Raw genomic sequence first — 20,388 nt, forward strand, 5'->3', positions numbered from 1 at the left:
CGCGAAGCGGCGGTCCGTCGCTTTCAGAATCACAGAACACAAGGAGGCAGCGAAATACCACATGGCGATGAGACGCTTCGACCCTCGGCAGGCCCAGCGGGGGCCGCAGATCCGCATCAACCAGCGCATCCGCGTCCCGGAAATCCGCGTCATCGGCGATGATGGCGAGATGCTCGGCATCATGCAGACCCACGAGGCGCTGCGCCGAGCACAGGAGAAGGGGCTCGACCTCGTCGAGGTCAACCCGAAGGCGGATCCTCCGGTCTGCAAGATCCTCGACTTCGGCAAGTACAAGTACGACGAGAAGAAGAAGGCCCGCGAGGCGAAGCGCAAGCAGAGTGTGGTGGAGATCAAGGAGATCAAGCTCCGTCCCAAGACGGACGACCACGATCTCGAGTTCAAGACCCGGGCTGCGCATCGGTTCCTCGGCGCAGGTCACAAGGTGAAGTTCACGGTCCGCTTCCGCGGCCGCGAGATCACGCACCCGGAGAAGGCGCAGGAGCAGCTCGACTGGATCGTCCAGCACTGCGAGGAGATCGCGAACGTCGAGGTGCGCCCGATGATGGAGCAGCGCACGATGACGCTGATGATGGCGCCCAAACCCGCCATCCTGCAGAAGGTGGCCCAGGCCCGCGTCGCCGCGGAGAGGGCCCGCCAGAAGGCGCTCCAGGAAGGGCGCGCCGCTCCCGCCGGGGACGAAGAGGACGAGGAGATCGAGAAGCTCGAGAGGCAGCTCGAAGAGCAAGACGACGACGACGACGACGACGAGGCCGAGGGAGCGACCGGGTAACCCGCCCGGGGAGAGCGCGCGCCACGACGGCGGCCGCGGCTGCGGCGGGGCGCGCATCGCGCCGCGCGGCGGGTGCTCGCGTGCTCGCGTGCCGCGCTCCCTTCTGCGTCGCGGGGGGCGCGGCCTATCCCTCGAACGGCCGCGGGCGCGGCGAGGCGCTCGCGCGCCGCCGGCTCAGTGCGGGATCAAGCCGCCGAGCCACGCCCCCGCGGCGAGGACCGCCAGCGCGGCGACGAGCAGCACAGCCTTCACCGCGCCTCCCCCTGTCTTGAGTGGACGGAGCTCCGGCTCCAGGTCGCCCGGCGTGGCGGGCGGCGCCAGCACGCGCACCGGCGGCGCAGGGCGCTGTGGCGCAGGCACGGGCTGCGGGGAGGCCAGGGTCGGCTCGGCCCTCCTCTCGAGCGGCTGGCGCGCGGGCAGCGGCGGCGCGGGCGGCTGACGCGCGGGGAGCGGCGGCGCATGCGGCGGCTCCGCGGCCGAGTACGCGGGCAGCGTGGCGGGTGGAGCGACCTCCTCGGGCTCCTCGAGCGCGGCGAGGTTGCCCGCCTCGACCGAGACCGCGGCGAGGGAGCGCCGCATGAGGTCCTCGCCGGGCGCCGAGATCTTGAGCTCGTCGGCCCACTTGCCGATGTCCTCGAAGGCCGAGATCTTGAGCGGCTCGCTCAGCCGCGCAGCGCTCGGCGCCGCCTTGTCGTCCGGGAGCGACGTGAACTCGAGCAGCGTCTCCTCGATGAGCCTGTCGATGAACGACGCCTTGTCCGACGCGGGGGCGCGCTTCCGCAGCGCCATCGCGCTGCGGACGTGCTCGGCGATGTCGTAGGCGCTGACCGGCCGGCCGAACCTGTACAGGAAGGTCGTGAGATCCCGGCCGAGCTCGCGCGCGGAGCCGTAGCGATCACCGGGGTCGCGGGCCAGCGAGCGGGCGATGATGCGATCGAGCTCGGGGGGAACCGCCGTGTTGATCTCGGAGAGCGGCGGGATCTGCGCCTGCTGCACGAGCTTGACGGTCTGGTAGTCGGTCTCGCCGAGGAAGAGCCGCTTCCCCGAGAGCATCTCCCAGAGGATGGCGCCGACCGCGAAGATGTCGGTGCGGGGATCGACCTCGAGGCCCTGCGCGGCCTCGGGCGAGAGATAGCTGAACTTGCCCTTGATGATCCCCGCCTCGCTCTTCTCGAGCTGGCTCGTCGCCTTGGCGAGGCCGAAGTCGACGATCTTCACCTCGCCGTACTTGGTGATGAGCACGTTCGGAGGCGACATGTCCCGGTGCACGATCTTGAGCGGGTGCCCGTCGGCCCCCCTGAGCTCGTGGGCGTACGTGAGCCCCTCGCAGAGCTTGCCCGTGATGAACACGGCGGACTCGACCGGGAGGATGCGCCCAGCCTTGCGCATCGACTCGAGGACGGCCTTCAGGTCGGCGCCGTCCACGTACTCCATCACGATGAAGTACGCGTTGTCGCCGACCCCGATGTCGAACACCTGCGCGACGTTGGAGTGGGAGAGGTGCGCGGACAGCCGCGCCTCGTCGAGGAACATCGCGATGAAGCGCTTCTTCTCGCTCAGGTGCGGGAGCACGCGCTTGATCGCGACCTGCTTCTTGAACCCCTCGATCCCCGCGCTCTCGGCGAGGAAGACCTCGGCCATGCCGCCCGAAGCGAGCCGCTCGACGACCCGGTAGCGCTGCTGCTGGTGGGCTTCCGTCATGCTCCGACTAGTACATCACGTCCCACGCTGTGCGCGGAAACAACCGGCTGGGCCCGGGGTCCCACGCGCGCTCGCGTGGTCTGTGACGAGCGCGTTCCATACCCTTTCGGGCGCGAGCTCACGCGGACAGCGCCGCGGCCGGGCTCGGCGGACGGCGCCGGCTCAGCCGGTGAGCGCGCTCCTCGCGAACGCGCGAGGCGCGGGTGTGAGCGGCACCGCCACCGCGCGCGCGCGGCTCCTCGGCGCGACCACCGCGCGCGGGCGCGGCGTCAGATCGCGCTGCGCGGCAGCGCGCTGCCGTCGATCGTCGAGCTCCGCGGCGAGCATCTCCTTCACCATGTCGAGGAGCTCCGCGAAGCCCGCCAGGCGCAGCCCGAGGTCGTTCGTCCAGAGGATGATCTCGAGCTCGCCGTCGGGCGCCCTCGCCTCCGGATCCCAGGCGAAGACCGTCTCGGCCGCCGCGTCGATGCCGAACGGGACGAGCGCGCTCCGCGCACCGTAGCGGCCGCGCACGGTCTTTGGCGCGGCGTCGCGCTCGCATGCGCCGCGCGCCTCCTGGCCCTCGCAGTGCTCGAGCACCATCCGCCCGATGTCCATGTACGAGCCGCGCGCGAGCGCGCGCACCCCGAGCAGGCTGGCGCCGGCGAACAGCTGCGGCCAGCCGTCGTGCCGCGAGAGCAGCTCGCGGTAGCTCGGCGGCAGCGGCATCCCGAGGCGGCGCTCGACGCCGGTGATCTCCGCCGCGGAGGCCCCGGACGGCGGCGCGATCGGCATTCCCCGCCGCGGGTCCATCCGCGCGAGCTCCAGCTTGAGCGCGCGGATGCGGTGCATCGACTCGAGCCACTCCATGCGCGCGACCCTACGCGCCCGGCGCCGGTAGGAGCAAAAAACGCGCGATGCCCGACACCCCCGCACCGGGTCGGCGCGTGGAGCGCGCGCTTGACAGGCATTTGCGCTGGCGGCACGGTGCTTGCGTGATCGGCTTGGGCTCCTGGGCATCACTGCGCACCGCCTTCGTGGCGGCGGGCGTCGCGTTCGTCTTCGCGTCGCTCGCGACCGCGTGCCTCGACTACGCGGGCGAGGAGCTGTTCGACCAGTGCGACACGCCGGCGGCGCCGCTCCCCGGCTCGGGCTCCGGCTCGGGCGCGACCACCGGCACCGGGGCGGCCAGCGCGGATCCGCCGGACTGCGGCGCGCCGACGCACGCGCCGGGCTCGGGATCCGGCTCGGGCTCGTGAGGGAGGAGCGGCGCGACGTCGTCGCGCTCGCCGCGCTCACCGCCGCCGCGCTCGCCTCCCGCCTGCTCTTCCGCATCGACCACGACGAGGACATCGACGCGCTCCGGTTCGCGCTCGGCGTGGAGCGCTTCGACGTGGCCGCGCTCCGCCCGCACGCGCCGTACTATCCCGTGTTCATCGCCGCGGCGAAGGGGCTCGCGCTGCTCGGCGCCGCGCCGCGCGCCGCGCTCGCCCTCGTCAGCGCCGCGGCGGGCGCGGCCACCGTCGCCTTCACCGCCCTGCTCGCCCGCGCGGTCGCCGGGCGGCGCGCCGCGGTGTTCGCCGGGGTGCTCGCGCTCGCCTCGCCGTTCCTGTGGCTGTCGTCCGAGAAGCTCCTCAGCGACATGGCCGGCGCCGCCGTGACGACCGCGGCGCTCTGGCTCTGCGCCCGCGCACGGGGCCTCCGTCGCGCGCCTGAGGCCGCCCTGGCGGCGCCGCCCGAGATCGCCGCCCGCGAGGCGCGCGCCGCGCGCTCGCGCACGTGCGCGCTCGTGTTGCTCGGCGTCGGGCTCGGCGTGCGGCTCTCGTACTTCCCGTTCGCGCTCGCCTGCCTCGCCGTCATCGCCCGCAGCGAGGGCGGCCGCCTCGCGTGGCTCGCGCGCGGCCGCGACCTCGCGACCGGCGCGCTCGCGTGGCTCGTCCCGCTCGTGCTGATCGCGACGCCGCGCGACCTCGTCGCGACGACGTGGGTCCAGGGGCTCGGGCACTTCACCCGCTGGGGAGGGACGGCGATCACCGTCTCGTCGCCGGCCGATCGGCTCCACGGCGTGCTCTGGGGGATCTGGGCCAACGGCCTCGGCGGCGCGTGGCCGGACGCGCCGGCGGCGCGCTGGCTGGGCGCGCCGATCCTGATCGCGCTCCTCGCCGCCGCCGCGCTCCGCGTCGCGCCTCTCCGGCGCGCCGCGCGCGCGGCGCGAGACCAGCCCGAGCTCTGGGCCTCGGCGCTCGCCTACTTCGTCTGGGCGCTCCTCGGGCAGAACATCGCCTACAAGCCGCGGCACTGGCTCCCGCTCGTCCCGCCCTTGCTCGTCGCCCTGGCCGCCGGCGCGGCGGCGCTCTCGCCTGCGACGAGCGCGCCGCGCGGCCGCGCGCTCCGCTCGGCCGCGCCCGCCGCCCTGGTCGCGGCGCTCGCGGCGCAATGGCTCGCCGATGCGATCGCCCTCGCGCGCGAGCACCAGGCGCCCTCGCCCGCGGCCGCGATCGTCGGCTTCCTCCGCGACGCCGGCGCCGAGCAGCGCCCCGTGCTCACGCGCGACCTCGACCGGATGATCCAGGAGGGCGCGCCGGGCCGGCGGCCGATGCGCGTCCGCAGCGACGCCGAGCTCGTCCGCGCCGTCGAGCAGGCCGGTCCGGGCGGCGCGCTCATCACGAGCGAGGCGCTCTCGCCCGCGGCGCGCGACGCGCTCGCCGGCCGCGGTTATGCGATCTCGATCCGCTTTGCGCGCCCGCGCTCGCGTTACGTCGACGCGCTCTGGAGCGACCTCGCCCTGCTCGAGGCGCTGCCCGGTGGATCTGTGGTGGCTCGAGCGCTCCCGCGCTCGCCGCGCAGCGCGCTCTCCCGCTGAAAACGAGGTTGACCTCCGTTTTCAAGGGCGCGAAGACTCCCGCCCTGCCGAGCGCCTCGCCGGGCTCTCGGTCCTCGTCATGAAAGCAATCTCGTCCTTGTGGCCTCGCTCTGCGGGCGTCGTCCTCAGCGCGCTGCTGCCCTTCGCTGCCGCCGCGCAGCCCGCGCCCGCCGCGCAGCCCGCGCCCGCCGCGCAGCCCGCGCCCACCACGCAGCCCGCGCCCGCCGCGCAGCCCGCGCCGGACGGCCCGGTCCTCGACCTCCCGCCCGAGCATGCCGCGCCGCCGCCGGCTCCCCAGGAGCCCGCCATCGGCCTCGGCGCCGGGCAGGCGCCGGAGCACGAGCTCGTGCGCGGACTGACCGAGCAGCGGTTCCGGAGCGCCGGTGCGAGCGCGAGCAACACCTCCGTCGGCGGCTACGGCGAGGTGCACGTCCGCGGCACGACGACCGGCCGCGAGGGCGAGCGCGCGTGGGTCGCCGACATCCCCCGGCTCGTGCTCTTCGTGGCGCACGAGTTCACGACCGACATCCGGTCCTATGTCGAGATCGAGGTGGAGCACTCGCTCTCCTGCGCGAGCTGCCCCGGCGCCGCGGAGCTGGAGCAGGCCTACCTCGAATGGAACGCAGCAGGCCGCGCGCTCGGGCTGCGCGCGGGCCTCGTGCTCGTCCCGATGGGGATCATCAACCAGTGGCACGAGCCACCGGTGTTCCACGGCGTGGTCCGGCCGAAGGTGGAGACCGTCGTCATCCCCTCGACGTGGCGCGAGATCGCCGTCGGCGCCTTCGGGCAGCCGCTCGACTGGCTGCGCTTCGAGGCCTACGCGATGACCGGCCTCGATCCGCTCGCCTTCCGCGCGGGCGGCCTCGCCGGCGGCCGGCAGAGCGGCGGGCTCGCCCGCGCCAACGCCTGGGCCGGCGTCGCGCGCATCGAGGCCGAGCCGCTCCTCGGGGTCGTCGCCGGCGCGTCGGTGTACGCGAGCGACGCCGGCTCGAACGGCGACGGCAAATTCTTCCTCCGCGACGGCACTCCGGTGGATCTCACGATCCCGGTCCTCGGCTGGTCGCTCGACGCGCGCTGGCGCAGGAGCGGCCTGGAGACGCGGGTCCTGTTCGCCGAGTGGCACCTGCCCGAGGCGCGCGCTCTCATGGTCTCGTTCAACGAGAGCGGCGCGCCCAACTTCATCGATCCCACGAGCCCCGTCGCCACCCGGATCCGCGGCGGCTACGTCGAGGCCGCCTACGACGTGCTCCGCCCGCTCGGCCTGGGCCACGAGCTCCTGCCGTTCGCGCGCCTCGAGGCGTACGACACGCAGTCCGCGGTGCCGGACGGCTACAAGGCGAACGCCTCGTACGGGGTCCGCGAGATCACGCTCGGGGCCTCGTACCGGCCGACCCAGGGGGTCGTGCTGAAGGCCGACTACCAGCTGCGCGATCGCACCCTCGGGTTCGACCAGACGCAGCTCAACTTCGGGCTCGGGTTCATGTACTGAGCGCGCCGGTCGAGGGCACCCCATGTCACTCCGCCCAGACGGCGCGGGGCCCGAGCGCCTCGTCGTCGGCGCCGGCATCTCCGGCCTCTACGCTGCCCTGCTGCTCGCGCGGGCCGGCCGTCGCGTGCGCCTCCTGGAGCGCGCCGCGCGCCCCGGCGGCCTCGCTGGCGCCGAGCTGTTCCGCGGGCTGCCGTGCGATCTCGGCTCGCACCGGCTCCACCCGGCCGCGCTCGAGCAGCCGCTCTTCCGGGAGGTGCACGCGCGCTCCCCGTTCCTGTCGCGCCCGCGCCGCGGGGTGCTCGTGCTCGGCGAGCGCCACGTCCCCTACCCCCCGAGCGTCCCCTCGATGCTGCGCGCGCTCGGCCTCCGCGCCGGCGCCGCGATGGGCCTCGGCTTTTTGGCGCAGCGCGGCCGCCGCGCGGCCTTTGCCCGCTGGGAGCACGACCGCGCGAGCGCCGGCGAGGACGTCGGCTTCGAGCGCTTCGTGCGCGAGCGCGTCGGCGCCGCGGCCTACGCATCGTTCTACCGGCCCTACGCCGAGAAGGTCTGGGGCATCCCGCCGTCCGAGCTCTCGCAGACCGTCGCGAAGAAGCGGATCAGCACCACGAGCCCGCTCGCGCTGTTCAAGGGCCTCGCCCGCGCCCGCGGCGGCGCGGCGGCCGACCTCGCGCGATTCGTCTACCCGCCGGCGGGCATCTCGTCGCTGATCGCGTACCTCGAGGCGCGGCTCGCGGAGGCCGGCGTCAGGGCCGAGTGCGGCACCGCCTTCGGCCCGGCCGGGATGGCCGCGCGCGCCGGCGCGGCGCCGGTCCTGTTCGCGGGCGACCTCGCGGATCTCGTGCCCGACGCGCGCCTCGATCACCGCGGCCTCTACCTTGTCTACCTCGCCTACCCGCGCGCGCGGCTCGGCGCGCCGGAGACGTACTACTGCCCCGACCCGCGCTTCTGGTTCGGCCGCGTCTCCGAGCTGCAGAACTACGCGCCCGATCTCCGCCGCCCGGGCGAGACGGTGCTGTGCGTCGAGATCCCCGAGGGCGCCTGGGGTCGCGGGCGCGACTTCGCCTCGGGCCGGCCGCTCGAGGTGCTGCTCGACCAGCTCGTGCGCGCGGGCATCGCCCCGCGCGGCGTGGCCCCCATCGAGGCCCGCCAGCGCTTCGTGCCGGGCGTGTACCCGCTCTACCGGCGCGGCTGGCTGGAGAGCTGGCGCGCGGCGATGCGCCGCGCCGCCGCGCTCGGCGCGCTCCCCTTCGGGCGGCAGGCGCTCTTCCTGCACTGCAACCTGGATCACTGCGCCGCGATCGCGGCCGACGCGGTGGCCCACGTCGAGGCCGGCGGCAGCCCGGAGGCGTGGGTGCTGAACGCCGAACACTACCTGGACGTACAGGTACGCGACTGAGCGCGACTGAGGCGCGCGCCCACACGCAGCGAAACCCAGGCGCCAAACGCTGTTGACGTTGACTTTCACGAGTGACAGTTTCGCTGGAGCCTTGATGCATCCTTCCGGTCTCCGCACTGCCCACTTCGCCGCAGCCACGGCGCTCGCGTTCGTCCTCGCGGCGCTCCCCGCCCACGGCGCGACGTACTGGACGATCCCTGCCGTCCTGAAGAGCTTCTTCGCGAGCTCGAAGAAGGTCGGTTATCGCAAGGTCGTCCTCAGCGACGTGGAGGCGCGGGACGTCGGCAAGAAGCTCGGCGCGCCGGTCAAGCGCGAGTGGGTCGTGTACGTCGCGGAGTCGGACGGCAAGACCGACGGCTACGCGATCAAGGACGAAGAGAAGGGAATGCACGAGCCGATCGACTTCGCCGTGAAGTTCTCGACGGCCGGCGCGGTGGAGCGGATCGAGATCCTCGAGTACCGCGAGGCGTACGGCGACGAGGTCCGCGGCGATCGCTTCCGCGCCCAGTTCCAGGGCAAGACGGCGAGCGACCCGATCACCGCGGGCAAGGACATCGACATCGTGTCGGGCGCGTCCATCTCGTCCCGCTCCGTCGCGCTCGGCGTCAAGCGCGACACGCTCGTCCTCCAGCTCGCGCTGAAGCGCGGCGCGCTGTGAGAGATTTCACCGCGGCGGCGGGGCGGCTGAGGTCGCTCTCCCTCGGCGCGAAGCTCCTGTACTCGGCGTTCACGCTCGCGTCGCTCCTCGGTTTGCTCGTGTCGTGGCGCCTCTACGGGGCGATGGTGCAGGACGCGGGGGCGGCCGCGTACTACGCGGGCGCGCCGGTCGCCGCGCCGCCGCCCGCCCCGACGCAGGCGCCCGCCGCGGCCGAGGGGCCGGCGCTCGATCTGGGCCCGGAGCTCGATCTCCCCGGCGCGCCGGAGGCGCCGCGGGTCCTGGTCGAGCAGATCTCCGAGCGGAAGCTGCTCGAGGTGACCCACTTCCACCTCTTCTCCGTGCCCGTCTACGTGCTGATCCTCGCGCACCTCTGGCTGCTCGCGCGGCTGCCGTCGTGGCTGCACACCGCGGGCGTCGTGGCGGCCGTCGTCACGAGCGGGCTGCACATCGCGGCGCCGTGGCTCATCCGGAGCGCCCCCGGCGCCGCGGCGCTGATGCCGATCTCCGGCGTGGCCATGCTGCTGTCGCTCGGCGCCATGGCGGTCGTCTCGACGGTGGACATGTGGCTGCCCAGGCGGTCGCGGCGGGGCGACACGGCGCCGCTCGACGAGGCGCAGTGAGACGCAGGAGCAGGTTCGGAGGAGCCCCGTGCCGGAGGGCGCCAGATCAGGAGTTACCGGCGGACAGAGGAGCTCCAGGCGGGGCCCTGTAGACGCCAAGGCCGTCGGACAGAGCCTGTAAAGGGGAGCTCACCACCTCTGTACCGTTGAACCGGTGTCGAGGTTGAGGCGCTGGCTCAGGACCCCTGCCGAACCCACACCAGGCGTATCAACACGGCTCCCGGGGCGTCAACGCCCCCGCAGCGCGGTCCTCTCACCGCCTCGCCGCGCTCCGCTTGAGCCACCGGGACGTGAGCGACCAGGCGAGCTCCAGCACGTCCTTGCTCTCGAACGGCTTGCTCAGCAGCCGGAGCTCCGGCCGCTTCAGGCGCCGGATCACGTCGTGCCACGAGTAGTCCGAGTACGCGCTGCAGATCACGGCCTCGATGTCCGGACACTCGGACCAGATCCGCTCGATCGTCTCGATGCCGTCCCAGCCCGGCGGCATCCGCATGTCCACGAACATCAACGCATAGGGGCGGCCGCTCCGCTGCATTCGCCGGATCTTCTCCAGGCCTTCCTGACCCTGGCAGGCGCCGTCCACCTGGAACGTGCTCCTCGGGGTGGCCGCCGGCCCCCCGAAGATCGCCGCGTCGAGGGCGTCGAGATCCGCCGACGCCCCCGAGTCGGGACAGAGGAGCTTCTGAAAATCGCGGTGGATCGCGGGGTTGTCGTCGATGACGAGGACCCTGCGGATCTCGCCTCCCCGCACGGACTCAGGCCCCGTCGACGCCGCGGGCGGCATCTGCGAACGGAAGCGCGACGGACCTCCTTGACTCATCATCGCCCACGTCTGACCAAGGAGCTCGCCGTTGCTACTCACCATTGAAGCATTCCACCTTTGCTCGATCCGAGCCTGCTCATCCCATCGTACGTCGGAGGACCAGGAGAGCACCAGGCAGGGGTTCCGATATCGGCCCACCAGGCCGGGTGCGTGACGAGGAAGAACGGCGCACAAGCGCAAGCGCAGCGAAGTGCTTCAACCTGGACGGACATGACCTCGTGCTCGCATCGTGGTCGCGGCGACGAGTTGCTTGGCGCGATGAGGACGAGGCGGCCGGCCTCGAGCGGGGCCAACGGCGAGGCGACGGCCGGCGCCTCGCCGCGCGCCGGGGGAGGCGTCAGGGCTGCGCGTCGTGCTCGGGGACGAGCCAGAGCACCCCGATCGGCGGGAGCGTCAGCACGATCGACTGCGGGAACCCGTGGCAGGGGACGTCCTCGACCTCGACACGGCCCATGTTGCCCACGCCGCTGCCGCCGTACGCGCTCGCGTCGGTGTTGAGCACCTCCAGGTAGGCGCCGCGGCGCGGGACGCCGATGCGGTAGTCGTGGCGCGGGACCGGCGTGAAGTTGCCGATGAACACCACGTGCACGCCCGAGGGCGACATCTGGTCTCCCGCGCCGTCCCCGTAGCGGATGAACGAGATCACGGTCTGCATGTGGTCGGTGCAGTCGATCCACCGGAAGCCGTGGTGCTCGTCGTCGAGCTCGTACATCGCCGGGTACTTCTTGTAGAGCGCGTTGATGTCCGTCACGAGCCGCTTGAGCCCGGCGTGGGCAGGCACCGAGAGCAGCCCCCAGTCGAGCTCCGTCTTCTCGCTCCACTCGGCGAACTGGCCGATCTCTCCGCCCATGAACAGCAGCTTCTTGCCCGGATGCGCCCACATGAACCCGTAGAGCGCGCGCAGGTTCGCCAGCATCTGCCAGTAGTCGCCCGGCATCTTCGAGAGCAGCGACCGCTTGAGGTGAACGACCTCGTCGTGGCTCAGCGGCAGGAGGAACTTCTCGGAGAAGGCATAGACGAGCCCGAACGTGAGCTGGTGGTAGTGGAAGGCGCGGTGGACGGGCTCGTGCTTGAAGAAGTCGAGCGTGTCGTGCATCCACCCCATGTTCCACTTGAAGTCGAAGCCGAGCCCGCCGACGTACGTCGCGTGCGTCACCGACGGCCAGGCGGTGGACTCCTCGGCGCACAGCACCGCGCCCGGGAAGCGCTCGTGCACCCGGTTCGACAGCTCCCGGATGAACTCGATCGCCTCGATGTTCTCGCGGCCGCCGTACCGGTTCGGCACCCAGTCGTGGCCCTCCGCGGCGTAGTCGAGGTAGAGCATCGAGGCGACCGCGTCGACCCGCAGGCCGTCGATGTGGAACTCGTCGAGCCAGTAGAGGGCGTTGGCGACAAGGAAGTTCCGCACCTCGTGCCGGCCGTAGTTGAAGATGTACGTGTTCCACTCGCGGTGCTCGCCGAGGCGCGGGTCGAGGTGCTCGTAGAGCGCCGTCCCGTCGAACCGGCCGAGCGCCCACGCGTCCTTCGGGAAGTGCGCCGGCGTCCAGTCGAGGAGCACGCCGATGCCCTTCTGGTGGAACCGGTCGATGAGGTACCGGAGATCGTCGGGATCGCCGTAGCGGCTGGTCGGGGCGAAGTAGCCCGCGACCTGGTAGCCCCACGAGCCGTCGAAGGGGTGCTCCATGACCGGCATGAGCTCGACGTGCGTGAAGCCGAGCTCGGCCACGTACTCGACGAGGTGGTCGGCGAGCTCGCGGTAGGTCATCCAGCGCATCCCGTGCTCGTACGGCGGGCCCTCGCCGGGCACGCGCCGCCACGAGCCGGCGTGGACCTCGTAGATGGACATCGGCTTCTTGCGCGAGTCGGCCTCGCCGCGCGCCCGCATCCACGCGTCGTCCTGGAACGTGTAGCGGCTCGTGGTGACCCGCGAGGCGGTGGCCGGCCGGAGCTCCATCGCCTGGCCGAGCGGATCGCTCTTCGAGGTGATGTGCCCCGCCGGGGTCTTGATCTCGTACTTGTAGAGCGCGCCCTCGCCGACGCCGGGGACGAAGAGCTCCCAGAAGCCCTCGCCCATCCGGCGCATCGCGTGGCGGCGGCCGTCCCACTGGTTGAAATCGCCGACGACGCTCACGCGGCGCGCGTTCGGGGCCCAGACCGCGAACGCCGTTCCGGAGACGCCGTCCACCTCGCGCACGTGCGCGCCGAGGATGCGGTAGAGCTCCCAGTGCCTCCCCTCGGCGAGGAGGTGAAGGTCGACGTCCCCGAGGGTGGGCGGCATGCCGTACGGATCCGGCTCCACCGAGGCGTTCCCGTCCGGGAAGCGCAGCTCGAGCCGGTAACGGAAGCGGCCGTCCTCCGGGTAGGAGACGCCGGGGAAGCGCGCCTCGAAGAGCCCCTCGGGGTGGACGCGCTCCATCGACCGCCTCCGGAGCGAGGGGTCGGCCGGGAGCACCGCGATCTCGGTGGCGTCCGGGCGAAAGACGCGGACCACCAGGTCGCCTTCCTCCTCGTGCGCGCCGAGCACGTGGTGCGGATCCGGATGCTCGACAGCCGCGATGAGATCGACTTCTCGTTGTTCCAACATGTCAGGGTCCGCGTATACCGGCTCCTCTCGCCGACGTCATGCCGAGAGTCCGCCCCAGACGCCAACCAGGGTCGGCCCGACGCACCGGCGCGCTCCTCGCCGCCCGACCCCCCCTGGCGCCGCCGCGGTGTGCTCACCATTTGTCCGCGACGCAACAGCGGGCGCCGTGGGGCCGGATCGCGCGCAATTTTGGCGGGAATCATCGGGAAACATCGCAAATGCTCATTTGCTGTACCTTCGCTGGGAGGGTACGGTCCGGGCGCCGAGCAGCGAGTCACGGAGACGATCCGGCGGCAGCGCGGGCTCGACAGGCGGAGGGATCGAACATGGGTCAGGTGGTGAGCGAACGCTCGATCGGGGGCAACGGCAGCGGTCCGGGCATGAACGGGCACGGGGGTGCGACGATCCGCAGCTACGCGCCGGCGACCGGGGACCTCCTTGGGGAGGCCCCGAACACGAGCGCCGAGGAGGTGCGGGCCGCGGTGGCCAGGGCGCGGCGCGCGCAGGAGGCCTGGGGCGCGCTGCCCGTGGAGGAGCGCTGCCAGCGCATCCTCCGCTTCCGCGACGCCATCGTCGACCGGACCGACGAGATCGTCGACCTGCTCTCGCGCGAGTGCGGCAAGCCGCGCCACGAGGCGCTCCTGCACGAGGTGCTTGTCGCGGCCGACATGGCGACGTACTTCGCCGGCATCGCCGCGAAGGCGCTCGAGCCGCGCGAGATCAAGCTCCATCTCTTCAAGCACCGGCGCAGCTGGGTCCACTACGCCCCGCGCGGCGTGATCGGCGTGATCTCGCCGTGGAACTTCCCGTTCCAGCTGGCGCTGCGCGACGTGCTCGCGGCGGTCGTCGCGGGCAACGCGGCCGTGCTCAAGCCGAGCGAGGTGACGCCGCTCATCGCGCTCAAGCAGAAGGAGATCTGGGACGGCGCGGGCATGCCGGAGGATCTCTTCCAGGTCGTCACCGGCTACGGGCCGACCGGCGCGGCGCTCATCGACAGCGGCATCCAGATGCTCCTGTTCACCGGCAGCGTGAGCACCGGCAGGAAGGTCGCCGCCGCGTGCGGGGAGCGCCTCATCCCGTGCGTGATGGAGCTCGGCGGCAAGGCCCCGCTCATCGCGTGCGCCGACGCCGACATCGAGCGCACGGCGCAGGCGATCGTGTTCGGCGGCTTCGCGAACGCGGGGCAGGTCTGCGTCGCGGTGGAGCGGGTCTACGCGCACCGCGAGATCCACGACCGCCTGCTCGAGCGCACCGTCGAGATCACGAAGGGGCTGAACCAGGGCGATCCGGGCAAGGAGTTCGTCGACGTGGGGGCGATCATCTTCCCGCCGCAGATCGACGTGGCCGAGCGGCACATCAAGGACGCGGTCGAGAAGGGGGCGAGCGTGAAGGCCGGCGGCAAGCGCGCGCCTGGGCAGGGCCAGTTCTTCGAGCCGACGATCCTCGCCGGCTGCGATCACGGGATGACGGTGATGAGCGAGGAGATCTTCGGGCCGGTCGTGCCGTTCATGCAGGTCGCGACCGAGGAGGAGGCGATCCGCCTCGCGAACGAGTCGCACCTCGGCCTGAACGCCTACGTCTTCTCGCAGGACACCGATCACGCCCGCCGGCTCGCCGAGCGCCTGCAGGCCGGCAGCGTGCTGGTGAACGACGTGCTCATGAACGGCGCCCTCCCCGAGGCGCCGTTCGGCGGCATCAAGCAGAGCGGCTTCGGCCGGGTGATGGGCGAGGACGGCCTCCGGCAGATGTGCGACGTCAAGCACATCAACGCGGACCGCATCGCGCTCGGGTCGAAGGACCCGACGTGGTTCCCCTACACCGAGTCGTCGTACGGCTGGTTCAAGCGCGGCATGCGCGCGCTCTACTCGAGCGGCAGCTTCCTCCGGCGCATCGGCGAGCTGTTCTAGAACAGGAACGCGGGCGCGGCGCGGCCCGGTGCGCCAGGGGGGACGGCCGCCGGGGGGGATGGCCGCCGGGAGAGGACGGCCGCCGGGGGGATGGCCGCCCTTTGGCTTCGTGCCGCTTGCTCCCGTGCCCCCTTCCGATCCACGCTGAACCCATGCCCACCCGCCCCGGTGCCTCGCCGAGCGACCCCATCCTCGCGGCCATCGACCGCGCGCCGCGCGTACAGAGGCTCACGCCGGCGCAGCGCGCCGAGCTCGAGCGGGACGTTGCCGACATCGCGGCGGGGCGGGCGCGCCTCGTCGCTCACGAGGATCTTCCGCGGGCCCTGGAGGAGCTGGCCCGCGCGCAGGACGAATGAGCTTCCGCGTCGCCTGGAACTTCCCCGCCCTTGTGACGTTCTACGGCCTGCCGATGCACTCGGCCTTCATGATCGACCGGGCGGTCGTTCGCTTCGCGGAGACGGGCGAAGGCGAACTCGCCTGGGAGGCGCCTCACCACCTCCTCAGCGCGGGCTTCCACGACGTGGTGCTCGCGATCGATCGCGAGGCGCGGGCGATCACCGTGCTCCGCATCTATCGCGTTCGCTGAGCGCTCCAGAGACGAGTCGCTTCAGACCGGCGCGGGCTCGACCGGCTTGGGCTCAGCGGGCTTGGGCTCGGCGGGAGCGGCCTCGGCGGGCGCGGCGTCGGGCTCCGCGGCGGCGCTGCCCCGGCGCTTCGGGCGGAGCCTCCGCAGGGCGTTGCGGAACGAGGCGGCGCTGAAGCGGCGCTTCGCCTCGGGGATCTCCCAGCAGGCGTTGACGCCGGCGGCGCGCGCCTCGTACCCGAGCAGCGTGGCGTAGGTCACGATGGAGTTGCGGAGCGCCATCGCCTCTTCGCGGCTCCGCAGGCCGAGGATGATTGTAGTCCAGAGACGTGATCGAGATCACGGCCTCGTCTTCGGAGCCGCACCCGGCGACCGCGAGGCCGAGGGTGAAGCAGGCCAGCCAGGGCAAGGCTCTCGTCATGCAGATTCCAGGAGTCCAGTCCTGCGCGCTCCTCGAGATCGAGCAGAACGGTCCCAGAGCCGTCGGGTGAGCCCCGAGCGACTTCCGTTCCGGGCGCGGAGGTCCGCTGAAGTGGTGGAGCACCATGGTTTGCTGGCAAGTGGAAGACATGGTATATAGCGACATAGATAAAATCTGTTCTCAGTTGTTCTAGACGCAGCGCGGGCCAGTGTGGGCCGCAGGATGCTGCCGAAACGCTCGGCGTCGACGCGGCGAACAGGATCGCGCTCGCAGCGCGGGGCAGGTGGCGAGGAGGTGCGGCCGGGACGGGCTTCCCAGGGTCACCCGAGCGCCTGTACTGGACCAGAGCCATGACAAGATCCCGATGACCGAGGTCGCAGAGGGGGAGTTTCATGAGTTGTAAGCGCGGCGTGTTCGTCGTGTTATGTGCCGCGCTGGGCGGAGCTGCTGCAGGCCTCGTATCTGCGCAGGCCCATGCCTCCGGCGCGATGCTGACGGATTGGGCCTCATGGTATGGGGCGATGTCCGTATCGGGTGAGAACGCCGGCTGCCAGCTCTGTCACGCGAATGACCACGACGAGCTACCACCGCCGGCGGACGAGGGACGGCTCCCGCCCGGCCAGTACAAGCGCCAGACCCTCGTCGTCCGGCCAGGCCAGTCGATCCAGAGGGCGATCGATCAGGCGGCCGATGGGGCCAGGATCCTCATCCGGGCAGGCGTGTACCGGGAGACCGCCAACCCGACCAACGGCCTGATCATCAACAAGAGCGGCCTCTCGCTCATCGGGCTCAACACGCCGACGAACCGCGTCATCCTCGAGAACGCCGGCGACCAGCGCAATGGGATCGTCGTCGTGCCCAGCGAGCGCAACGACTGCATGGGCTGCCACGAGAGCATGGCGCCGCCGTTCGAGCTCAAGCCCGGCATCGACAGCGGTATGACCAGCGACGAGCCCGTCCTGTACGACGTCGAGATCCGCGGCATCACCATCCGCAATTTCGTGAACAACGGCCTGTTCACGGAGCGCGTCGACGGCTTCCGAATCGTGGACGTCCACTCGGAGAACAACAAGAGCTACGGGATCTTCCCCACGCAATCGCGCAACGGGCTGATTGCGCTGAGCAAGGCCACGGGCGCCAACGATAGCGGCATCTGGGTCGAGACCTCGGAGAACGTCCGGGTCGCGCACAACCTGGTCGAGAACAACACAAACGGCTTCGAAGCGTCGAACAGCGACGATATCGATCTGACATACAACGTGGCCAGGAACAACTCCGTGGGGTTCTCGGTCCTGTTGCTGCCGGGCATTTTCGACGTCCGGGCGGGCGCCAAGCGAATCAACGTTCGCGACAACTCCGTGTACAACAACAACAGGCCGAACACGGCGCGGCCGGGAAGTATCCTTGCGGCCGTCCCGCCCGGGTCGGGCATCCTCTATGTCGGCGTGGACGAGTCGGAGATCTCGGGTAACCACGTCTTCGGCAACAAGCTCACGGGTATCGCCATCGCAGACTACTGTGTAGTGGTCAGCGGCACTCCGGACCTCGACTGCCAGACGGATCCTTCCATCACCGTTCCGTACCTGCTTGACCAGGACGCCCGCGACAACTACGTGGCAGGCAACACGGCGACGGACAACGGTCTGGATCCAGGATCGCCAGCCGAGAACCCCTTCTTCTTCGCCGCGAGCGACCTGACGCTGCTCACCCTGCCGGACACGCACGGCAACTGCTTCGAGGGCAACACGTTCGGCACGCTCTTCTCGCTGATCGGGCTGTCGGCTCCGCCCGGTTGCGACTAGCAGGCTGTTGTTCGGGGATGCCCCGCCCCCTGTTCGCCCTCACCCGGTTCGAGGGTTACGTGGCGGGTCTGCGGCTCACCCGTGGTTGGCTGGTCTAGCGCGCCCGGAGCACGACGGAAGCACCGCGCCGCGCTCCCGATCTGGCGCGTCGCCCTCGCGCGCCGTCCCAGGACCCGACGCATCGCGAGCGCCTCGGAGCTGTGCCACGCGACTCGGCACCTGTCGGGGAACAGCGCCCACAAGGCGACGTGAGCGTCGGCGGGGGGCTGCTCGGCGCAGCCCCCCTCCCTTCCCCTACCCTACGCGGCGGCCGCCGGCTCGGCCGACGTCACGTTCGCCGGGGTGCCCGTGGCCTCGATCGGCGCCTCCTCCAGCGCAGCCGCGATCACCTGGCTCATGTCCTCGACGAAGATGAGATCGAGCTCGGACCGCACCTCCTTCGGGATGTCCTCGGCGTCGCGCGCGTTCTTCTGCGGCAGGATGACCCGCGTGATCCCGGCGCGGTGCGCCGCGAGCACCTTGGACTTGATCCCGCCGACCGGCAGCACCCGGCCGCGCAACGTGCACTCGCCGGTCATCGCCGTGTCCGGACGCACGCGCCGGCCGGAGAGGAGCGAGGTGAGCGCCGTGAACATCGTCACACCCGCCGACGGACCGTCCTTGGGCACGCCGCCCGCCGGGACGTGGATGTGCAGGTCCTCCGTCTCGAGCTTCGCCGTGTCGACGCCGAGCTCGCCGGCGTGGCTGCGCACATAGGTGAGCGCCGCCTTCACCGACTCCTTCATCACGTCGCCGAGCTGGCCCGTGATCTCGACCCTCCCCTTCCCCGGCATCCGCGAGGTCTCGATGAACAGGATGTCCCCGCCCACCGGCGTCCAGGCGAGCCCGGTCGCGACCCCAGGCACGCTCGTCCGCTCCGCGACGTCGCTGAAGAACCGGACCTTGCCGAGGTACGCGCCGAGATCGCGCGCCTCGATCACCCGGCGCGACACCTTGCCGTCCGCCGCGCGGGCGATCTCCAGCGCGACCGCCCGGCAGAGCTTCTTGATCTCGCGGCCGAGCTGCCGCACCCCGGCCTCGCGCGTGTAGTCACGCACGATCGCCGCGAGCGCCTCGTCCGTGATCGACAGCGACCCCGGATCGATGGCGTGCTCCTTGAGCTGCTTCGGGACGAGGTGCGACCGCGCGATCGCGATCTTCTCGTCCGGCGTGTAGCCGGACAGCTCGATGACCTCGAGCCGGTCCCGGAGCGGCGCCGAGAGCGCGCCAAGATCGTTCACCGTGCAGAGGAAGACGACCTCCGACAGATCGAACGGGAGCTCCATGTAGTGGTCGACGAACGTCCGGTTCTGCTCCGGATCGAGCACCTCCAGGAGCGCCGCCTCGGGCGAGCCGCGGAAGCCCGCGCCGAGCTTGTCGACCTCGTCGAGGAGCACGATCGGGTTCCTCACCTTGGCCTTCTTCAGCGCGTGCACGATGCGGCCAGGCAGCGCGCCGACGTACGTCCGCCGGTGGCCGCGCAGCTCCGCCTCGTCATGCACGCCGCCCAGCGAGATGCGCACGAACGGGCGGCCGGTGGCGTCGGCGATCGACTGGCCGAGCGAGGTCTTGCCCACGCCGGGCGGGCCCGCGAAGCAGAGGATCGTGGCGCGGGCCTTCCCGGTCAGCTTGAGCACCGCCATGTGCTCCAGGATGCGGCGCTTCACGTCGTCGAGGCCGCGGTGATCCTCGTCGAGCTTCGCCTGGACGGCGTCGAGGTCGTCCTTGACCTCCGCCGTCGCGCTCCACGGCAGATCGGCGATCCACTCGAGGTAGGTGCGGATGACGTTGTGCTCCGCGCCCTGCGGGCCGATCGACTCGAGCCGCCGGAGCTCCCGGTCGGCGACGGCGCGCGCCTCCTCGGAGAGCCCGGCCTCGTCGAGGCGCCGCCGGAGGAGCGACAGCTCGTCCTCGCCCTGCTCGCCGCCCGCGAGCTCCTTCTGGATGGCCCGGAGCTGCTCGCGGAGGATCACCTCGCGCTGGCCCTTGCCGAGCTCGCGACGCACGTCGCTGTCGATCTTCTTCTTCAGATCCGCGAGCGCGGCCGCCTCGGAGAGCAGGCCGGCGACCCGCTGGAGCCGCGGGACGACGCGGAGCTCGGCGAGCACCTCCATCTCCTTGTCGGTCGGGAGGCCCAGCGCGCCGGCCACCTGATCGGCGAACAGGCCCGGCTCGGCCCGGCTCGCGGCGGCGATCTCGGCGAGGTTCGTCGCGGTCCTCGGGCCGAGCTCGCGGGCGCGCTCGCGCAGCGACGCGGCGAGCAGGCGCGCCTCCTCGGCGTCGCCGGGGAACTCGGGCGCGAGGGCGCCCTCGGCGCGCCAGTACGGCTCGGCCTCGACAAGGGAGGTGAGCGCGAAGCGATCGAGCCCCTCGATCACCAGCCGGTAGCCGTTCGAGACGCGCGTGACGTCGACGATCCGGGCGAACGTGCCGATGTCGTGGAGGTCCTCGCGCCGGGGATCCTCGCGCTTCGGATCGCGCTGCGCGATCACGCCGATGACGTCGCCGGGGTGCACCGCGGCGAGCAACGCCACCGAGCGGGCGCGGCCCACCGGAAGCGTGAGCACGGTGCCCGGGAAGAGCACGCCCGTGCGGAGCGGGAGCAGAGGGAACGGAGAACGAGGCGCGCTGGCGCCGCTGCGAAGCTGGCTCATGCGAACTCCTGTGGGCAGCGGTCGGCTCGCGCCATCCCTGCCGGTTCGGTGGACGGGTTGTACGGCGCGTCGCGCCCCT

The 20,388-nt window shown here is 71.7% G+C and carries 18 protein-coding genes; 12 read left to right on the forward strand and 6 right to left on the reverse strand.

Translation table 11 applies throughout. From position 1 onward, the window contains the following. Nucleotides 1–67 precede the first annotated feature (67 nt). Nucleotides 68–790, forward strand: a complete 723-nt coding sequence (gene infC, locus WMF36_RS23875; RefSeq protein WP_437573039.1) for a translation initiation factor IF-3 — start codon at nt 68–70, stop codon at nt 788–790. 174 nt (nt 791–964) lie between these two features. Here infC and WMF36_RS23880 read toward each other — a convergent pair whose 3' ends face one another. Together WMF36_RS23880 and WMF36_RS23885 are read right to left on the reverse strand one after the other, a co-directional pair. Next, the gene (locus WMF36_RS23880; protein WP_437573040.1) at nt 965–2,491 is read right to left on the reverse strand and encodes a serine/threonine protein kinase; all 1,527 of its coding nucleotides are present in this window, start codon (nt 2,489–2,491) and stop codon (nt 965–967) included. 162 nt (nt 2,492–2,653) lie between these two features. After that, nucleotides 2,654–3,340: an SMI1/KNR4 family protein gene (locus WMF36_RS23885; RefSeq protein WP_437573041.1), complete on the reverse strand. Its 687-nt coding sequence runs from the start codon at nt 3,338–3,340 to the stop codon at nt 2,654–2,656. Between the two features lie 125 nt (nt 3,341–3,465). Here WMF36_RS23885 and WMF36_RS23890 point away from each other — a divergent pair, with 125 nt between their 5' ends. The 6 genes from WMF36_RS23890 (at nt 3,466) to WMF36_RS23915 (ending at nt 9,496) form a co-directional block, all read left to right on the forward strand. Further along, nucleotides 3,466–3,729: a hypothetical protein gene (locus tag WMF36_RS23890; protein WP_437573042.1), complete on the forward strand. Its 264-nt coding sequence runs from the start codon at nt 3,466–3,468 to the stop codon at nt 3,727–3,729. Continuing rightward, nucleotides 3,726–5,333 carry a hypothetical protein gene (locus WMF36_RS23895; protein ID WP_437573043.1) on the forward strand — a complete coding sequence of 536 codons (1,608 nt, stop codon included), beginning with the start codon at nt 3,726–3,728 and terminating at the stop codon, nt 5,331–5,333. Before WMF36_RS23890 ends, WMF36_RS23895 begins: the two co-directional genes overlap by 4 nt. 97 nt (nt 5,334–5,430) lie before the next feature. After that, entirely contained in the window at nt 5,431–6,822 is a 1,392-nt protein-coding gene (locus WMF36_RS23900; protein WP_437573044.1) for a hypothetical protein, read from the forward strand. Nucleotides 6,823–6,844: 22 nt separating this feature from the next. Then, complete coding sequence (locus WMF36_RS23905; RefSeq protein WP_437573045.1) at nt 6,845–8,218, forward strand: protoporphyrinogen/coproporphyrinogen oxidase; 1,374 nt, start codon at nt 6,845–6,847, stop codon at nt 8,216–8,218. Nucleotides 8,219–8,312: 94 nt separating this feature from the next. Further along, nucleotides 8,313–8,876, forward strand: coding sequence for an FMN-binding protein (locus WMF36_RS23910; protein ID WP_437573046.1), 564 nt, complete (start codon nt 8,313–8,315; stop codon nt 8,874–8,876). Then, the gene (locus WMF36_RS23915; RefSeq protein WP_437573047.1) at nt 8,873–9,496 is read left to right on the forward strand and encodes a hypothetical protein; all 624 of its coding nucleotides are present in this window, start codon (nt 8,873–8,875) and stop codon (nt 9,494–9,496) included. The genes WMF36_RS23910 and WMF36_RS23915 overlap by 4 nt, the downstream gene beginning before the upstream one ends. Nucleotides 9,497–9,749: 253 nt before the next feature. Here WMF36_RS23915 and WMF36_RS23920 read toward each other — a convergent pair whose 3' ends face one another. Together WMF36_RS23920 and glgB are read right to left on the reverse strand one after the other, a co-directional pair. Then, nucleotides 9,750–10,361 carry a response regulator transcription factor gene (locus tag WMF36_RS23920; protein ID WP_437573048.1) on the reverse strand — a complete coding sequence of 204 codons (612 nt, stop codon included), beginning with the start codon at nt 10,359–10,361 and terminating at the stop codon, nt 9,750–9,752. 295 nt (nt 10,362–10,656) lie between these two features. After that, entirely contained in the window at nt 10,657–12,903 is a 2,247-nt protein-coding gene (gene glgB, locus WMF36_RS23925; protein ID WP_437573049.1) for a 1,4-alpha-glucan branching protein GlgB, read from the reverse strand. 338 nt (nt 12,904–13,241) lie between these two features. Between glgB and WMF36_RS23930 the strand changes: the two genes are divergently transcribed. From WMF36_RS23930 to WMF36_RS23940, 3 genes are all read left to right on the forward strand, one after another. Next, nucleotides 13,242–14,810 (forward strand): aldehyde dehydrogenase family protein, encoded by a 1,569-nt coding sequence (locus WMF36_RS23930; RefSeq protein WP_437573050.1) that lies wholly within the window; start codon nt 13,242–13,244, stop codon nt 14,808–14,810. 152 nt (nt 14,811–14,962) lie between these two features. After that, the gene (locus WMF36_RS23935) at nt 14,963–15,166 is read left to right on the forward strand and encodes a hypothetical protein (RefSeq protein WP_437573051.1); all 204 of its coding nucleotides are present in this window, start codon (nt 14,963–14,965) and stop codon (nt 15,164–15,166) included. Further along, nucleotides 15,163–15,396: a hypothetical protein gene (locus tag WMF36_RS23940; RefSeq protein ID WP_437573052.1), complete on the forward strand. Its 234-nt coding sequence runs from the start codon at nt 15,163–15,165 to the stop codon at nt 15,394–15,396. The genes WMF36_RS23935 and WMF36_RS23940 overlap by 4 nt, the downstream gene beginning before the upstream one ends. A 21-nt stretch (nt 15,397–15,417) precedes the next feature. On the opposite strand, the gene WMF36_RS23945 is transcribed toward WMF36_RS23940, so the two are convergent. After that, complete coding sequence (locus WMF36_RS23945; RefSeq protein WP_437573053.1) at nt 15,418–15,675, reverse strand: hypothetical protein; 258 nt, start codon at nt 15,673–15,675, stop codon at nt 15,418–15,420. Between the two features lie 47 nt (nt 15,676–15,722). Between WMF36_RS23945 and WMF36_RS23950 the strand changes: the two genes are divergently transcribed. Next, nucleotides 15,723–15,884, forward strand: a complete 162-nt coding sequence (locus tag WMF36_RS23950; protein ID WP_437573054.1) for a hypothetical protein — start codon at nt 15,723–15,725, stop codon at nt 15,882–15,884. A 322-nt stretch (nt 15,885–16,206) separates the two neighbouring features. Next, complete coding sequence (locus tag WMF36_RS23955) at nt 16,207–17,616, forward strand: right-handed parallel beta-helix repeat-containing protein (protein WP_437573055.1); 1,410 nt, start codon at nt 16,207–16,209, stop codon at nt 17,614–17,616. Nucleotides 17,617–17,915: 299 nt separating this feature from the next. Here WMF36_RS23955 and lon read toward each other — a convergent pair whose 3' ends face one another. Beyond that, complete coding sequence (lon, locus tag WMF36_RS23960) at nt 17,916–20,309, reverse strand: endopeptidase La (protein ID WP_437573056.1); 2,394 nt, start codon at nt 20,307–20,309, stop codon at nt 17,916–17,918. Between the last annotated feature and the right edge of the window lie 79 nt (nt 20,310–20,388).

It is taken from the genome of Sorangium sp. So ce887, assembly GCF_051521455.1.
In the GTDB taxonomy this organism is placed as follows: Bacteria; Myxococcota_A; Polyangia; order Polyangiales; family Polyangiaceae; genus Sorangium.

Coding starts and splice junctions, on each gene's coding strand:
- WMF36_RS23940 (WP_437573052.1), top strand. CDS start 15,163: ATGAGCTTCCGCGTCGCCTGGAACTTCCCCGCCCTTGTGACGTTCTAC.
- WMF36_RS23920 (WP_437573048.1), bottom strand. CDS start 10,361: ATGGTGAGTAGCAACGGCGAGCTCCTTGGTCAGACGTGGGCGATGATG.
- infC (WP_437573039.1), top strand. CDS start 68: ATGAGACGCTTCGACCCTCGGCAGGCCCAGCGGGGGCCGCAGATCCGC.
- WMF36_RS23910 (WP_437573046.1), top strand. CDS start 8,313: ATGCATCCTTCCGGTCTCCGCACTGCCCACTTCGCCGCAGCCACGGCG.
- WMF36_RS23935 (WP_437573051.1), top strand. CDS start 14,963: ATGCCCACCCGCCCCGGTGCCTCGCCGAGCGACCCCATCCTCGCGGCC.
- WMF36_RS23885 (WP_437573041.1), bottom strand. CDS start 3,340: ATGGAGTGGCTCGAGTCGATGCACCGCATCCGCGCGCTCAAGCTGGAG.
- WMF36_RS23955 (WP_437573055.1), top strand. CDS start 16,207: ATGAGTTGTAAGCGCGGCGTGTTCGTCGTGTTATGTGCCGCGCTGGGC.
- WMF36_RS23945 (WP_437573053.1), bottom strand. CDS start 15,675: ATGGCGCTCCGCAACTCCATCGTGACCTACGCCACGCTGCTCGGGTAC.
- lon (WP_437573056.1), bottom strand. CDS start 20,309: ATGAGCCAGCTTCGCAGCGGCGCCAGCGCGCCTCGTTCTCCGTTCCCT.
- glgB (WP_437573049.1), bottom strand. CDS start 12,903: ATGTTGGAACAACGAGAAGTCGATCTCATCGCGGCTGTCGAGCATCCG.
- WMF36_RS23905 (WP_437573045.1), top strand. CDS start 6,845: ATGTCACTCCGCCCAGACGGCGCGGGGCCCGAGCGCCTCGTCGTCGGC.
- WMF36_RS23880 (WP_437573040.1), bottom strand. CDS start 2,491: ATGACGGAAGCCCACCAGCAGCAGCGCTACCGGGTCGTCGAGCGGCTC.